This is a genomic window from Apibacter sp. HY039, assembly GCF_004023655.1.
GTDB lineage: Bacteria > Bacteroidota > Bacteroidia > Flavobacteriales > Weeksellaceae > Apibacter > Apibacter raozihei.
The window spans coordinates 31875-48217 of sequence record NZ_SAYM01000010.1; the positions used below are offsets into that span (position 1 = coordinate 31875).

19 protein-coding genes are annotated in these 16343 nt (G+C 34.2%); all 19 read left to right on the plus strand.

Translation table 11 applies throughout. From position 1 onward, the window contains the following. The first annotated feature begins 103 nt into the window (after nucleotides 1–103). The 19 genes from EQ921_RS14265 to EQ921_RS14355 all read left to right on the plus strand — a co-directional run bounded on the left by EQ921_RS14265 (nucleotide 104) and on the right by EQ921_RS14355 (nucleotide 16342). Nucleotides 104–799, plus strand: a complete 696-nt coding sequence (locus EQ921_RS14265) for an alpha/beta fold hydrolase (RefSeq protein ID WP_128152223.1) — start codon at nucleotides 104–106, stop codon at nucleotides 797–799. A gap of 249 nt (nucleotides 800–1048) precedes the next feature. Then, complete coding sequence (locus tag EQ921_RS14270; RefSeq protein ID WP_128152226.1) at nucleotides 1049–2005, plus strand: PorP/SprF family type IX secretion system membrane protein; 957 nt, start codon at nucleotides 1049–1051, stop codon at nucleotides 2003–2005. Nucleotides 2006–2010: 5 nt separating this feature from the next. After that, entirely contained in the window at nucleotides 2011–2544 is a 534-nt protein-coding gene (idi, locus tag EQ921_RS14275) for an isopentenyl-diphosphate Delta-isomerase (RefSeq protein WP_128332138.1), read from the plus strand. Nucleotides 2545–2556: 12 nt separating this feature from the next. Continuing rightward, the gene (locus EQ921_RS14280) at nucleotides 2557–2967 is read left to right on the plus strand and encodes a secondary thiamine-phosphate synthase enzyme YjbQ (protein ID WP_128332139.1); all 411 of its coding nucleotides are present in this window, start codon (nucleotides 2557–2559) and stop codon (nucleotides 2965–2967) included. 414 nt (nucleotides 2968–3381) lie between these two features. Beyond that, nucleotides 3382–3804, plus strand: coding sequence for an Rrf2 family transcriptional regulator (locus EQ921_RS14285; protein ID WP_128332140.1), 423 nt, complete (start codon nucleotides 3382–3384; stop codon nucleotides 3802–3804). 109 nt (nucleotides 3805–3913) lie between these two features. After that, nucleotides 3914–5386, plus strand: coding sequence for a nitrate/nitrite transporter (locus tag EQ921_RS14290; protein ID WP_128152235.1), 1473 nt, complete (start codon nucleotides 3914–3916; stop codon nucleotides 5384–5386). Between the two features lie 33 nt (nucleotides 5387–5419). Further along, on the plus strand, nucleotides 5420–6775 hold the full coding sequence (locus EQ921_RS14295; RefSeq protein ID WP_128152237.1) for an MFS transporter: 1356 nt from the start codon (nucleotides 5420–5422) through the stop codon (nucleotides 6773–6775). Nucleotides 6776–6793: 18 nt separating this feature from the next. Beyond that, nucleotides 6794–7849, plus strand: a complete 1056-nt coding sequence (locus EQ921_RS14300) for an MFS transporter (protein ID WP_128152239.1) — start codon at nucleotides 6794–6796, stop codon at nucleotides 7847–7849. A 49-nt stretch (nucleotides 7850–7898) separates the two neighbouring features. Then, on the plus strand, nucleotides 7899–10121 hold the full coding sequence (locus EQ921_RS14305) for a molybdopterin oxidoreductase family protein (RefSeq protein WP_128152241.1): 2223 nt from the start codon (nucleotides 7899–7901) through the stop codon (nucleotides 10119–10121). 12 nt (nucleotides 10122–10133) lie between these two features. Continuing rightward, on the plus strand, nucleotides 10134–10703 hold the full coding sequence (locus EQ921_RS14310; RefSeq protein ID WP_128152243.1) for a 4Fe-4S dicluster domain-containing protein: 570 nt from the start codon (nucleotides 10134–10136) through the stop codon (nucleotides 10701–10703). Nucleotides 10704–10719: 16 nt separating this feature from the next. Then, entirely contained in the window at nucleotides 10720–11223 is a 504-nt protein-coding gene (locus EQ921_RS14315; protein ID WP_128152245.1) for a ubiquinol-cytochrome c reductase iron-sulfur subunit, read from the plus strand. 4 nt (nucleotides 11224–11227) lie between these two features. Further along, complete coding sequence (locus EQ921_RS14320) at nucleotides 11228–11500, plus strand: DUF6755 family protein (protein WP_128152247.1); 273 nt, start codon at nucleotides 11228–11230, stop codon at nucleotides 11498–11500. Then, a complete protein-coding gene (moaA, locus tag EQ921_RS14325; RefSeq protein ID WP_128332141.1) occupies nucleotides 11493–12476 on the plus strand; it encodes a GTP 3',8-cyclase MoaA in 984 nt (327 codons plus the stop codon). The genes EQ921_RS14320 and moaA overlap by 8 nt, the downstream gene beginning before the upstream one ends. Nucleotides 12477–12514: 38 nt before the next feature. Further along, nucleotides 12515–13702 carry a molybdopterin molybdotransferase MoeA gene (locus tag EQ921_RS14330; protein ID WP_128332142.1) on the plus strand — a complete coding sequence of 396 codons (1188 nt, stop codon included), beginning with the start codon at nucleotides 12515–12517 and terminating at the stop codon, nucleotides 13700–13702. After that, nucleotides 13690–14013 (plus strand): winged helix-turn-helix domain-containing protein, encoded by a 324-nt coding sequence (locus EQ921_RS14335; protein ID WP_128152254.1) that lies wholly within the window; start codon nucleotides 13690–13692, stop codon nucleotides 14011–14013. The genes EQ921_RS14330 and EQ921_RS14335 overlap by 13 nt, the downstream gene beginning before the upstream one ends. Next, nucleotides 14010–14585, plus strand: a complete 576-nt coding sequence (locus EQ921_RS14340; protein ID WP_128332143.1) for a molybdenum cofactor guanylyltransferase — start codon at nucleotides 14010–14012, stop codon at nucleotides 14583–14585. The genes EQ921_RS14335 and EQ921_RS14340 overlap by 4 nt, the downstream gene beginning before the upstream one ends. Beyond that, nucleotides 14575–14805 (plus strand): MoaD/ThiS family protein, encoded by a 231-nt coding sequence (locus tag EQ921_RS14345; RefSeq protein WP_128152258.1) that lies wholly within the window; start codon nucleotides 14575–14577, stop codon nucleotides 14803–14805. Before EQ921_RS14340 ends, EQ921_RS14345 begins: the two co-directional genes overlap by 11 nt. Nucleotides 14806–14819: 14 nt before the next feature. After that, a complete protein-coding gene (moeB, locus tag EQ921_RS14350) occupies nucleotides 14820–15905 on the plus strand; it encodes a HesA/MoeB/ThiF family protein (RefSeq protein WP_128332144.1) in 1086 nt (361 codons plus the stop codon). Continuing rightward, nucleotides 15905–16342 carry a molybdenum cofactor biosynthesis protein MoaE gene (locus tag EQ921_RS14355; protein WP_128152262.1) on the plus strand — a complete coding sequence of 146 codons (438 nt, stop codon included), beginning with the start codon at nucleotides 15905–15907 and terminating at the stop codon, nucleotides 16340–16342. The genes moeB and EQ921_RS14355 overlap by 1 nt, the downstream gene beginning before the upstream one ends. The last annotated feature ends 1 nt before the right edge of the window (nucleotide 16343 follow it).

A 16343-nucleotide genomic window follows, 5' to 3' on the forward strand; every position in this document is an offset into this window, starting at 1 on the left:
AAATATAAGTGTAAAACTCGAAAATAAGGATTACATTAAAATATCTTTTAAATATGGTAGAGTTTTTGTAAATTTATAAGTATCATTATAACTTCGTAAACGCATGAAAGTTTATTTTATTCCAGGTTTAGGAGCCAGTTCTAATTGTTTTAAATTTATAACTCTTCCGGAAGGATTTGAAAAAGTTTATATTGAATGGTTTACACCGGAAGGGAATGAAACGCTCGAAGAATATACCCGGAAACTGGCAGAAAGTATAGATACATCGGAACCATTTATATTAGTAGGATATTCATTTGGAGGAGTGATTGTACAGGAAATGAATAAATTTTTGAATCCTCAAAAAACAATTCTTATTGCGAGTATGAAAAATGACCAGCAAATTCCCAATCTTTTCAAGATTATAAAAGCCCTGCGTTTTGCCTATTGGTTTCCCATGAGGTTTTTTTCTTCTCAGGGACTTTTATCTTATGCTTTTGCCCGTTCAGTTTATTATAAGTCTAAAAACCAAAAAATAAAAGAAACACTTAAAATAGAAGAATATTTATCTCAAACCAACCCTAAATATCTGAAGTGGTCTATAAATGCAATATCCAGCTGGAAATCCACTATTCAATGCAAAAATATTTTTCAGATACACGGAACCAAAGATCCTATTTTTCCGTATAAAAAAATTAGAAAAAGTTATGAGAAAAATAGGCAACATTTATTTACAATTCCAGAGGCCAATCACATATTGGTATTAGAAAAACCTAAAAAGGTTAATGAAGCATTTAAAAATATCTTATTGAACAATTAAAGATTATATTCGACAAATATTATTATTTTTGCCTTTGCAAACTATAAAAATATATAATATTTAAAGTTTTTTTTAGTTTATTTAAAATAAAGTTGATTGCAAATACTTTTAGTCCCGTTTGATTTTTGATAAATTCTGACTCTAAAGTAATAACAACAATTTTGAAATAAAAAGTTAAGATAATTATTATGTTTTGTTTTTTCGCTAAGTTTGCAGTTAATAGTCAAACCGTAAGTTAAAAAATTACGAATGAAATTCATAAAAATATACATACCCGTACTTCTGCTATTATGCTTACAAACCTATGGGCAGCAAAGTATACCTTTTGACCAGCAATATCTTTTATCGGATAAAGTATTGATCAATCCCTCTTATACAGGGGCTACTGATGATTTAGTTATGAAAGCCACTTACCATCAGCAGTGGAATAATTTTAATGAAAGTCCGAATACACAAACGGTGAGTGTGCATATGAATGCATTTGACCGTGTTGGTTTAGGAGCTTATTTTTTTAGAGATGAAAACGGTCCGATAACTTTGGCCGGAGCAAACATTTCGGCAGCATATCATATACCTTTAGGCGATGAAGAGGACAGAACAAAAAGTCAGTTTTCATTTGGTACATCAGTAAGCTTATTTTCACAATCTTTTGATTATGCAAAATTACGACCTGAAAATGCTAACGATCCACTCCTATATGGAGATAAATCTGTATTTCTGCCCTATCTTAATTTAGGAATGTCTTTCGCTTATTCTGGTTTTTTTGCAGGAGTGTCCGTACTTGATATTCCTTTAGGAAAAAATAAACCGGTGGTAAATTCAATAGAACCTTCTCCAAGTTGGTACTACTTTAATGTAGGATACGATTGGACAGTTGCAGATGAGTTATACATTGAACCTTCATTTTTAATGTCTTTAAATACTAATTCCGAAAGAATTATGGATTTTAATGTCAAGGCAAAATACAAAAATGAATTCAACGCTTTTGCAGTGGGTGTAAGTTACCGTACTGCCAAAGACAAGCAATTTAACGGAGGACTTTCTTTCACTCCGTTTTTGCAGGCTGAATTTGGTAAACTTAACTTTACGTTCGGATATAATTTTGGAATTACAGATATTTACAAAGAAGGAGGGGATGGATTAATTGTTGGTTTAGGTTACAACATAGATAACTTCATTAACCCTAATGGATTTAGATACAGATAGTTCTTATGGCAAAAGAAGAGTATGTAATACTGGTAAATGAAAAGGATGAAGTTATCGGAGAAATGGAAAAGCAGGAAGCTCATGTTCAAGGAGTCCTTCACAGAGCATTTTCTATCTTCATTTTTAATTCGCAGAAAAAACTTTTATTACAGCAGCGTGCTGCCATAAAATATCATTCACCCTTGCAATGGACCAATACATGTTGCAGTCATCCGAGAAAAGAGGAATCCTATATAGAGGCAGCCCACAGACGATTACAGGAAGAACTGGGTTTCGATACGGAACTAACTGAAAAATTTCATTTTATATATAAAGCAGAAGTTGGAAGCGGATTAATAGAACATGAATTTGATCGTGTTTTTATAGGTTATTATGAAGGTCCTGTTTTAATAAATCCATTAGAAGTTGAAGAAGTTAAATGGATAGATCTTGATCAATTAAAACAAGAAATGAATCAGGAACCGGATAAATTTACCGAATGGTTCAAAATAATTTTTGATAAATATGAAGAATATATTCAAACGATTGCTGTTAGTTAATTATTAAACTTCATGGTATCTCAATTTGAATTTTTTTTGAAAGCCAGAGAAAGAGGTTTTCACTTAATTACAACGGAAATTCTCCAAAATATATCTCCTTTGCCAGAAAAAGGAATTCTTACACTTTTCATACAACATACATCTGCGGCTTTATCCATAAATGAAAATACAGATCCAGAGGTAAGAATAGACATGGAAAATATTTTTAACCGTTTGATTAAAGAAAATGAACCTTACTATATACATACTTATGAAGGAGACGATGATATGCCTGCCCATGCTAAAAGTGTAATTATAGGGGCAAGTGTAACAGTACCAATTACCAAACATAAATTAAATTTAGGAACCTGGCAGGGACTCTATTTATGTGAATTCAGAAATCGGGGAGGAGTACGAAAAATAGTAGCAACTATTTTATATTAAAAATCTCTTTAAATTTAATCAAATTAGTAAACTTCTCTGTTTTATCTTATTATTTAGTTTAATTCTATATTCAATATAGATAAATTAAAACATTGCTATTATAATATTTTCAATTTTAATATAAATTTAGTGTTGTCATATTTTAACTTTTTCGTAAACTGTCATATTCTTCCTAAATAATATCTATTTTTTCCTGCTAATATTTGATATTAATATAAATTTTATAATTCGAAGTTGTTTTATTTGGTTAAAAATATCATATTCGGATAAAAAACTCTATATTTCTGAAAATCAACAAGTATTATTTATAATGATTCTAAATTTCAAAAGATTTAAAGATATTAAGATGTTTATGTCTTTTTATGTTTTTTAATATATATATTTGGGCAATGAAATTATCCAAGACCCTATAGAATGTTCTCAAAAACCAGTGAATATGCAATAAAAATTATGATTTATCTCAGTGCTTATAGTGATAAAAATAATTTGCGGCAGGTAAAAGAGATTAGTGATTCTTTAGAATCACCGGAGGCCTTCACAGCTAAAATTTTACAACAATTGGCGAAGGTAGGTTTACTATATTCTATGAAAGGGAAAAATGGTGGATTTACAGTGGGAAGAGAAGTTAATAATATTAAAATATACGATATCGTGATAGCGATAGATGGGGAAAAATCAGTATCGGCTTGTATTTTAGGTTTGAATGAATGTTCAACCGAAAACCCATGTCCTTTGCATCATAAATATTACAAAATCAAAGCCCTTATAAAAGAGAATATATTGGAAGCTAATCTTGATGATTTAAAAAATAAGTTAAAATATTTAAAATTACGTTAGTGGCATGAAGGTTGCAAATTCTCTTGAAATTATAACTGGAAAACTAGGGGGAATGAAAAGTATATTTTATCAAATAGAAAATTAAAACTATTATCAAAATAACATTTTTATGAGTACTAGTCTTTTTCAGTCACACAAGATATTATTTCTTAATACACTGGCCTTTACAATATGTTTTGCCTGCTGGACTCTTAACGGGGTTTTAGTTACTTATTTGGTAGACAAAGGAATTTTTGATTTTACAGTTGTACAAACAGGATGGTTATTAGGTATACCCGTATTAACGGGTTCATTGCTTAGACTTCCGGTAGGAATTATGACCGATAAGTTTGGTGGCAAATATGTATTTGCCGGACTTTTATTTTTCTGCGCAATACCTTTATTTTTACTAACTATGGCTCAATCTTTCTGGATGTTTGCTTTACTGAGCTTTTTATTTGGAATTGTGGGTACAAGTTTTGCAATTGGTATAGGATATACATCTGTATGGTATCCTAAAGACTGGCAGGGAAGAGCATTAGGTATATTTGGAATGGGAAATGCAGGTGCTGCATTAACTACATTTTTTGCACCCAGTTTACTAAATTATTTTTCACAGCACGATCCTCAGAACGGATGGAAAATGTTGCCGGTGACTTATGCTGTAGTATTAGTAATTATTGGTTTATTATTTATAATTTTTGCTAAAAATAAAAAACCAGCCAGTAGTTCTAAAACAATTACTCAGTTGCTTCAACCACTAAAAAAAGGAAGAGTATGGAGATTTGGTTTATACTACCTTTTAGTTTTTGGTTTTTTTGTAGCCTATTCACAATGGCTGGTTCCTAATTTTATGAATGTATATGGCACAACATTGGTAATGGCAGGAATGTTTGCTTCATTTTTCAGTTTACCTTCAGGGGTAATAAGAGCTTTCGGAGGTTATTTGTCAGATAAATACGGAGCAAGAAAAGTGATGTACTGGGTATTGGGTACATCAGTAGTATTTAGCTTTTTGCTTATGTTTCCAAAAATGGATATTTATACGGATGGGCAGGGAGTTTTGGCAGCAAAAGACGGAATTGTCACTAAAGTAACAGAAAATAGTATTACTATTGATACAAAAGAATATCAGATAAATAATAAGAAAGAGACAAAAGAAGAGAAAAGTTTGCTACCAGAGAAAAAATCATGGCAGGAAATAGTGGTGAAAGAAAATCAGCCGGTTAAAAAGAAAGAACTGTTAGCTAAGGGAATTACAGAAATTAAATTTGGAGCTGATATGTGGGTATATTTGGTTCTAGTAATTCTGATAGGTATTTCATGGGGGATAGGAAAAGCAGCTGTTTATAAGCATATTCCTGAATATTTCCCTAATGAAGTAGGAGTAGTGGGAGGAATGGTTGGACTGATAGGAGGACTCGGAGGATTTGTCGGACCTATTATTTTTGGCTATCTATTAAATTATACTGGACTTTGGACGAGTTCATGGATATTTATTTTTGTCATTTCATTAATATGTCTAATATGTATGCATAGAGTTATAGTGAAAATGATGAGAGATAAAATGCCGGAAATATCCAAAGACATTGAAAAAAAATAATACTGAATATATAATTAAAAACTAATAACAAATATGGCTACATGGCTTAAAGAATGGAAACCTGAAGATAATAATTTTTGGGAATCAACCGGGAAAAAAATTGCCTGGAGAACACTAACAATAACCACTATTTCATTAACCCTATCTTTTATTGTTTGGTATTTAATGAGTGGAATAGTAACTAAACTTCCGGGAATAGGCTTTAATTTTACTGAAAAAGAGCTTTTCTGGCTGGCATCTTTGCCAGGTTTAGCAGCAGGTACCTTACGTATTGTACACACGTTTTTAATTCCTATTTATGGTACCCGCCATACAGTTACCATTTCAACTCTTATTAAATTAATTCCTGTTGTAGGTATAGCCTTGGCAGTTATGAATCCACAAACTCCATTTTGGGTGTTTGCTGTATTAGCATTTACGATGGGATTTGGAGGAGGAGATTTCTCTTCATTTATGCCATCAACCAACCTGTTTTTTCCAGCAAGACTTAAAGGTACCGCTTTAGGTATTCAGGCAGGGATTGGAAACTTTGGGGTTAGTGTGGTGCAGTTTCTGACGCCTGCTCTTTTAGGAGTAGCAATTGTTGGAGCTCCACAAATTTTAAAAACTACGGATTCTGTTACTCATGAAATTGTAACCAAAGAGGTTTATCTGCAGAGTCCAGCATTAATATATGTACCAATACTTATTATAATGACTGTTGTATGTTGGTTCGGATTAAAAAGTATTCCACTAAAATCTTCTTTCAAAGAACAATTGGAAATATTCAAAATAAAACATACTTGGTTTTGTACTATAACCTATTTTATGACTTTCGGTACATTTTCAGGACTTGCAGCAGCATTTCCTTTAATGATTAAATCACTGTACGGAGATTTTCCTGGAGCACCGGATCCACTTAAGTATGCATTCTATGGTCCATTAATTGGATCTGCCAGTCGTGTTGCTTTCGGTTTTGTTGCAGATAAAGTTGGAGGAGCAGTGTTAACTACCATTACAGGAATAGGTTTTGTCGTTTGTATAGGAGTTATGATTGCTATGGGATCAGTTGCTCCAACATCTATGGAACAATTTCCATTATTTTTGGCAATGATGTTAACCATATTCTTTTTCTCCGGAATAGGAAATGCAGGGACCTTCCGCCAATATCCTATAATATTTAAAGATAATCCCGTACATGCCGCAGGAGTTATCGGCTGGACTGCAGCCATAGCGGCTTACGGACCTTTCATATTTTCATTAATTATTGGTGCTGTTCTTCATGCAACCAAAGAAGCAGGTATGAAAAATGCAAACAGCTTTTTCTGGGGTGTTTTAGTATTTTCAATACTGGCTACATTTATAAATTGGTATTACTACCAAAGAAAAGGAGCTGAAAGACCTAGCTAAAATAAAAAAGTACAAATTATGTTTAAATTATTTCAAACCTTAAACAGGCCGGCTTTAATAAAAGCAATCATTGTATCTGCTCTTACCATTATTTTGGTATTTGTAGGTTCCAGAGATTTGCAGAATTTTGATGCCGCTTTAATCGCTTACCTGTTCGGAGCTGTATTTGCTGTTTTTGGAGTAACTTACAGATATTCTATCTGGTTACAAAGACCTCCAACCAAGATGTATTGGAAACGCTCATGGCAGTTTTTCTTTAGTAAACATTTTGTTGCATATACTGTACGATCAGTAAGATTACTATTTCAGAACATTCTATTTCAGAAATTTATATATCCTAGAGGAAGAACTCGCTGGATTGGGCATTTTCTTTTAGCTACCGGATGTATGATTGCATTTTGTATTACCTTTCCTCTTACGTTCGGGTGGATACATTTTACATTAGAATCAGGGTCTTTGACAACTTACGAAGCCCATATGTTCGGTTTCAAAATGCTGGATTTTGAATTAGGTTCACTGATAGCCTTTGTAACCTTTCATGCTTTGGTATGGTGCTCTGTACTGGTAATCATTGGAGCTATTATGATGATGAAACGAAGAATGACCAATGGAGGGCTGATTGCTACTCAAACGTTCGAAGGAGACTGGTTGCCGTTATTATTACTGATAGCTATATCAGTAACAGGGATAGGAATATCCTTTGACTATACATATCTTGAAGGGAAAACCAATCAATTCATGTCAGTAGCTCACGCAGTTACCGTTATATTATTTCTTGTATGGATGCCTTTCGGGAAATTTTTCCACATTTTCCAGAGACCAGCACAATTAGGAGCAAATATTTATAAAACTGAGGGAATAAAGAACGGTATGGCAGAGTGTCCTCATACACATGAAAAATTTGCAACTCAAATGCATATAGACGATCTGAAAACAATTACCGAAGAATTAGGATTTGATTTTACACTCGAAGACGGAACTAATCATTTGGACTTTAGTCCGGAAGGAAAAAGATCAGCTTTAGCAAAAGCGCATCTGAGAGCAAGAGAAGAATCCGGAAGTTTTTTTGGATAATACTAGAAGAATAACATTTAAATTAATTAATAGATTATAAAAAAATTGTATGGCTAAATTACCCGTAAACGATGAGTTAATCATTGAGAAATTTGGGCCTCATAAACAATATACACCTAAAGATGGTTTCAAGGGAGTATCAGAGCCGGACAAATTAGTGAAAACACACTGTTGCTATTGTGGTATGCAATGTGGAATTCAGTTAAAAGTAAAAGATAACAAAGTAGTAGGATTTGAACCTTGGAAAGAATTTCCTTTTAACGAAGGAAGACTTTGTCCTAAAGGGGTTCAGAGATACCTTCAAAATAATCATCCGGACAGGTTGCTGTCTCCAATGAAAAGAGTGGAAGGAGTAGGTTTTGAACCTATTGAATGGGAAGAGGCAATGAATAAGACTGTCTCTGAAATTCAACGTATTCAGAGCACTTATGGAAACGATTCATTTGCCATGTTGTCCGGAGTATCCCTTACCAATGAAAAAAGCTACATGATCGGTAAATTTGCCAGAGTAGCATTAAAAACCAAAAACCTGGACTATAACGGGAGACTTTGTATGGTAAGTGCAGGTGGAGGAAATAAAAAAGCATTCGGCTTAGACAGAGCGTCCAATAACTGGACCGATCTTAAACACGCAGAGGTTATAATTGTTACAGGAGCAAATGTAAGTGAAACATTTCCTACACTAACCTACCCTATTTGGGAAGCTAGAGATAATGGAGCCAAGCTTATAGTGATAGATCCAAGGATTATTCCTTTAGCTAGAACAGCTGATTTACATTTAGCTTTACGTCCGGGTACGGACTCTGCTTTATATGGAGCAATGCTAAAAGTTTTATTTGATAATGACTGGATTGACAGAGAATTTATTGAAGAACATACGTCAGGATTTGAAGATACATTAGCTTCTGTTCAGGATCATACTTTGGAATGGGCAGAAAATATTACCGGAGTTCCAGCGGAAAAAATTTATAAAGCTGCTGAAATGTGGGGAAAAGCAAAAACCAGCTTTTTACTTCATGCACGAGGAATCGAGCACCATACAAAAGGAGTAGATAATGTGGTTGGATGTATTAACCTTGTACTGGCTACCGGAAGAATAGGTAAACCATACTGCGGATATGCAACCATTACCGGTCAGGGGAACGGACAAGGCGGTAGAGAGCATGGTCATAAATGTGATCAGCTACCGGGAAACAGAGATATTGAAAATCCGGAACATCGTAAATATATTTCCAGCGTATGGGGAATAGATGAAAAAGATTTGCCAGGTAAAGGATTTAGTGCCTGGGAAATAATAGAAGCCATACACAGAGGAGAAATCAGAGGATTACTTTCTATTTGCTTTAATCCCTTAGTATCACTTCCTAATAACAATTATGTTCGGGCAGCACTTGAAAAATTAGAATTTTATGTAACGATAGATTTCTTTTTAAGCGAAACCGGGCGACATGCTGATATTGTTTTACCAGGATCATTACACGAAGAAGAAGACGGTACAGTAACTACGGCAGAAGGAAGAGTAGTAAGAATTAATCAGGCAATAACATCACCAGGGAAAGCCAGAAAAGACAGTGATATTATAAAAGAATTAGCCAGACGTTTGGGAGCCGGAGATAAATTTAGCTTTGAAAACAATGAAGCAATATTTAATGAGTTAAGAGTTGCATCCAAAGGAGGAACTGCAGATTATTATGGCATTACATACGAAAAGATTGAAAAAAACATGGGAGTATTCTGGCCATGTCCGTCATTAGATCATCCGGGAACACCAAGATTATGGGAAGATAGGAAATTTAAGACTCCTGACGGAAAGGCTCATTTCAATCCTGCGCCTTATAAATTATCTACAGAGATGACTGACGAGGAATATCCGATTATACTAACAACTGGAAGGGTCGTTTCTCAATATTTAAGTGGATGTCAAACAAGACGAATAGGAAAATTAGTAGATCAGTATCCGGAACCGTTAATGGAAATTCATCCGAAGCTGGCTCGTCAATATAATATTACCGATGGAAATTTGATAAAAGTATCAACAAGAAGAGGGGAGCTGACTTTACCAGCAAATGTAGTTGAAACGATTAGGGAAGATACAATTTTTATTCCATATCACTGGGGAGGAAAACATTCCGCCAACATGCTCACTATAGGAGCTTTAGATCCGGTATCCAAAATACCCGAATTTAAAGTATGTGCATGTAAAATAGAAGATACAGGAATAAAAGCTCAGGATTCTCAGTTATCAGATGCTTTTCAAAGTTTTGACAATTAATAAAATCAGATTATGACTACCACAGATTATAATAAAAATATGGGTTTCTATGTAGATATGCAGCGTTGCATAGGATGTCATTCCTGTGAAATGGCTTGTGCAGAATGTGAAACCAATGGTCAGGAAAGTATGATTCATATTCACTATGTAGACAGAAAGCATACCATTCAGACCACCGTACAGGTTTGTATGCATTGTGATGATCCGGTATGTGCTAATGTATGTCCGGCAGATGCAATTACCAAAGATACCTTCGGAGTTGTACAATCAGCCAATACGGCTCGTTGTATAGGCTGTTCCAACTGTGTAATGGCTTGTCCGTTCGGTGTTCCTAATAAAAAAGAAGAAGCCGAATTAATGATGAAATGTAACATGTGCTATGACCGAACCAGTGCAGGATTAAAGCCTATGTGTGCAACCGTTTGTCCGAGTGGAGCATTATTTTATGGCACCCTGGAAGAAATAGAAGAAAAACGACCGCATAGTACTCCGGTTAATAAATTCATATTCGGAGATCAGGAAGTAAAAACAAAAGTTAATATTATGATGCCTAAAGGCAGCAAAGAATTAAAAGTTCACTAACCTAAAATCAAGAATAATGTCGAAAGATAATAAGACACCCGTATGGAAATCCGACTTTCCTGTTAAACAAGATGAATCTGTCCATGTATCCCGGAGAGAATTTGCTAAATTTTTATGTTTATTATCAGGAAGTTTGGCTTTAGGAAATGGAGCAATTGCTGCTAAATCCTTATTTTTTCCCAAAGATAAAGTTAACGAAGAATATTTTGTTTGTAATTCCTCGGAAGTTCCAATTGGGAAAATGAAAGCTTTTGTTATAAATGATAATCATAAAATACCTTATATATTAATTCATTTAGGAGAAGATAAATGGCGATGTTTTGAACAAAAATGTACACATTTATCCTGTGCGGTACTTTACCGTCACGATTTGAAAAAAATTGAATGTCCGTGTCACAAAGGATTTTTTGATCCTGAAACCGGAGAAGTATTACAAGGTCCGCCACCAAGACCATTGCCACAATTATCCGTTGTGATCAGAGATGGTAAAGTTTTTGTGACAGAAAAAGAAATAGCATAACAATATGAGCGATTTTAGAGAAGCCCAAAATACGGCACATCCTAATAAAACCAATATTTTGATGTCTGCCATCATAGTAACCCTTATACTGATACTTACCCTTCAGATTTGGATGATGTACGGAGCATTAAACAATGCACTGGATGACAACCATGGGTTTGCAATAGCCACATTTATAGGTTCTTTATTCTTATTTATTGCCGGTTTGTTTTTATTAAAATACTTACCTGAGCCAAGAAGAAAAAGAGAACAAAATCCGAACAACAAATATGAGTAAACTGGTTGATTCGTTTAATAGAAAACATGACTATCTGAGAATTTCTCTTACAGACAGTTGTAATTTCCGGTGTTTATATTGTATGCCCGATGAAAACATGCAATGTCTTCCACACAAGGAATTGATGCAGCCAGATGAAATTTATGAGATAGCAAAAACGTTTACAAACTTTAATACAAATAAAATACGTCTTACCGGAGGGGAACCTCTGGTAAGACATGATTTTTCGGAAATAGTCGAAAAATTATCCCAGCTTCCCGCCGAAATAACTCTAACTACCAATGGGGTATTATTACATAAATACCTTAAGCTTTTTAAAGATAAAGGCATCAAGTCAGTAAACATAAGCATAGACAGTCTCGATCCTCAAGTCTTTCAATCTTTGACAAAGCGGAATGTATTATCCCGGGTTTGGGAAAATATTTTGTTATACGTAGAGGAAGGTTTTCACGTTAAGCTCAATGTAGTCGTTATGAAAGGAATTAACGATAAAGAAATCGTTAACTTTGTAGAGCTGACAAAAAAATTACCTTTACACGTTCGGTTCATAGAATTTATGCCTTTTAGCGGTAATCAGTGGGAAAAAGACAGAGTGGTCACCATGCCTCAGATGTTGCAGGTTATTGCTGAGCAAGAATCTATTGCCAAGTTGAAAGATGAGGTAAACGATACAGCCAAAAAATATATGATTCAGGATGCCGTTGGAACCTTTGCTTTCATTACTACCATGAGTCAGCCTTTTTGTGGAGGATGTAACCGAATGAGGCTAACAGCAGATGGTAAAATGAAAAATTGTTTATTTGGAAAAGAAGAATTTGATATACTGGGAACTCTGCGTAAAAATGAAGATATACTTCCTGTAATACAACAATGCTTATTCTATAAGCATAAAAAGATGGGAGGACAGTTTGAAGATTTTAAAAAAGTAAATCCTGAAGATTTAACTAACCGTAGTATGATTAAAATAGGAGGTTAAATACTTTAATACCGTTGTGACAAAAAAGACCTATTGATATGGAATTTATTACAGTAAATCAGGCACGAACAATCTTAAATGAAGAAATAGAAACTAAAAGCGTAACATACCTTAGTCTTACGGATGCTTTATATCATTATACAGCCAAAGAGTTAATAGCAGGTGTAGATGTTCCCGGCTTTGATAATTCTGCAATGGATGGCTATGCTTTTGCATATGCTGATTTTGAAAAAAAGCTGCCTTTAAAAATTACACATGTTATAAAAGCGGGGGATACATCACTTCCTCATATAAAAGAAGGAGAAGCTGCACGTATATTTACAGGAGCACCTATGCCTGATGGGGCAGATACGGTAGTAATGCAAGAAAAAGTGAAGGTTGAAAATAACCAGTTATTTCTGGAAGAGCAGGAAATTTATAAAGGTCTTAATGTTAGATTGCGAGCATCGCAGACCAGAAAAGGAGAAATTTTAGTTTCTGAAAATACATATATCAATTCAGGGTTGCTGAGTTTGTTGGCAGGCTTTGGATTTGATAAAATTCCGGTTTATTCTTTTCCCGATGTTGGTATTTTAGTTACAGGAAGCGAACTTGTTGAGCCCGGAAAACCTTTACAACCCGGACAAATTTATGAAAGTAACTCTCCCTCTCTGCAATCAGTATTGCGTGATATGAACATAACTTCATTTCCGCCTGAAAAAGTCAAAGATGATAAACAATCAACGATAGAATCAATCAATGATAGTTTAAATAAAGTAGATGTGCTTTTAATAACCGGTGGAATTTCGGTAGGTGATTATGATTTTGTAAAAGAATCTTTACAAGAATGCGGGGTAAAACAATTGTTCTATAAAGTGCAGCAAAAACCTGGAAAACCACTTTTTTTTGGTAAAAAAGATAATAAATACGTTTTTGCACTTCCCGGAAATCCGGCCTCAGTGCTTTCATGTTTTTATCAGTATGTACGTCCTTTTTTAGAAGGTATAAAAGGAAACAAAAAATGTAATAACTATAAAGCTAAAGCGGTTTTAGATACTGATTTTTATAAAAAAAACACATTAACCTTATTTTTAAAAGGGTATTGGGAAGAAGGAAAAGTACGGATTTTATCTTCACAGGAATCGTATAAAATGGATTCTTTTACTATTGCCAATTGCTGGATAGAACTGGATGGGCAGCCACGTACTTTAAAAAAAGGGGAAGAAATTACAGTATGGAAAATTTAAAAATTGAGGGACATATATGGCTGGAGACTTCCGCAGGATTGAAAATAGGAAAAGGAAGAGCCTTATTGCTGGAAGAAATAGATAAGACCGGATCTATAGCTGCTGCTGCACGCAATACTAATATTCCCTACAGAAAGGCTTGGGGAATGATTAAGGAATTAAATAAAGGCAATACACAACCGCTAGTGATAAAAAGTGTGGGTGGACGCGAAGGAGGAGGAGCAGTTTTAACTCATGAAGGGAAAAAAATACTTGCTGAATTTAAAAGGATAGATCAACAATTTTTTTTATTTAAAAACAGCACATTATGATTCAAGAAGCCTATATTCTGGCCGGAGGAAAAAGTAGCAGAATGGGAGAAGATAAAGGCTTAAAAAACATCGGTCATAAGCCCATGATTGAATCGGTAATTCAACAATTAAAAAAAAACTTTTCTGTAGTGAAGATAAATACTCAAAATATTGATTATAAAATATTTGAATTGCAATTAATTCCCGATATAATACAGGACAAAGGTCCGCTGGGAGGTATTTACACTGCTTTAAACGATTCGGGAGGAGATATATTTGTGGCCAGTTGTGATATACCATTAATATCTTCAGAATCTATTCAATATATACTGAAACAACATAAAAAAGGAAAAGTAACCGTAGCCTCCTATAAGGGAAATATACATCCGTTGTTTGGAATTTATACTCAAGAGATAGTACCGAAACTTAAAAAGAAAATAGAAAATAATAAGCTGAAAATGAGGAGTTTTATAGAAGAGGTAGAAGCTGATATTGTAGAAATGAGCATAAACTTCCCTACAGATTTTTTAGCAAATATAAATACACCAGAAGAAATCAGGTCCGTTGAAAAACTAATAAAATATGAATATTAAAATTTTTGGAAAACTAACAGATATCTTTCAGACAGAAGAATATTTGTTAAACGAGAAGATAACCACCGTTTCCGATTTAAAACAGAAACTGGAAGTCCTTTTTCCTTCGTTACAATCTCTTACTTATCTGGTAATAGTTAATAACGAAAATACACAGGATAACGATTCAATTTCAACAAATTCAGAAATAGCATTATTACCCCCGTATTCCGGTGGATAAACCATTTGTAAACAATGAATTTACAACGATATAACAGACAAACCATATTATCAGGATTTGGTAAAAATGCACAGGAAAAACTTTTTCAATCCAAAGTATTGGTACTGGGAGCAGGAGGTTTAGGATGTCCGGTATTACAATTTCTGACTGCTGCAGGAGTAGGTACACTGGGAATTGTAGACTATGATACGGTTGATATTTCAAACTTGCAAAGACAGATTCTATTTGATGAAAATGATGTAGGAAAGCTAAAGACAGAAGCAGCAAAAGCTAAACTGCAAAAAATGAATTCTGAAACTGAAATTCGGATACATTCTGAAAAATTAACTTCAGACAATGCATTATCCATATTTACCCCTTATCAGGTTATTGTAGATTGTACCGATAATTTTCAGGTCAGATATCTTGCCAATGATTTATCACGGCTATTAAATAAACCATTGGTATATGGCGCTATTTATCAGTATGAAGGACAAGTATCGGTCTTTAATGTTGAAAAAGACGGTGAATCTACCAATTACAGAGATTTATTTCCTACGCCACCTCAACCGGCAGAAGTACCTACCTGTAATGAAGCAGGAGTTTTAGGAACATTATCCGGAATTATTGGAGTTGTTCAGGCTAACGAGGTCATCAAATTGCTAACCGGTATAGGTAAGCCCTTGGTTCATAAATTATGGATTATGAATATCTTAACTTATGAAACCCGGACAATTAAATATAAAAAAGGAGATTCCAACACTTCTCCTGAAACTATTGAAGAACTGTTGACAACTTCTTACGAAGAACTTTGCGGTTTTTTTACGCCAAATAATGAGATAGATGATAAAGAGCAGCTAAAATCGCTTCTGAGTAAAAAAAATTCCGTGCTGGTAGATGTTCGTAATGAAGACGAATTACCCAAAATACAGGAATTTGATTATACACTAATTCCATTATCTGTATTGGAACAGCAAATTGAACAATTAAAGTCATTTGATTCTATTATTTTTGTATGCCGTTTGGGAATGAGAAGTTTACGGGCGGTACAAATTGCCAAAGAAAAATATCCAACTAAAGATATACGCCATATCAAAGATGGAATAGAAACAATAATATAATGAGTAAAATAAAAAAAATATTTATCGAAGGAGCTATTTCCTCCCAATTTGTAGCCGATAGTATTGAAAAACATACTGTAAAAACCAATATCGGAGGGCATAGTATTTTTCTGGGGCAAATACGAGCAGATTCTAAAAATGGTAAAGAAGTAGAATCCATTGAATTTACAGCGTATCAGGAAATGGCAGAAAAAAAACTTGCGGAAATTCGTGAAGACATATTCTCTAAATATAACTTGGTATGCATGCATGTCTATCACAGCCTGGGAATTGTTAAAAAAGGAGAAATATGCCTGTTTGTATTTACTTCCTCAGGCCATAGGGAGCCGGCCATTCAAGCCTGTAACGAAATGGTGGAAAGGCTGAAAAAAGAATTGCCGATATGGGGGAAAGAAATTTACGACGACCATACACATCACTGGAAAGAAAATAGATAAA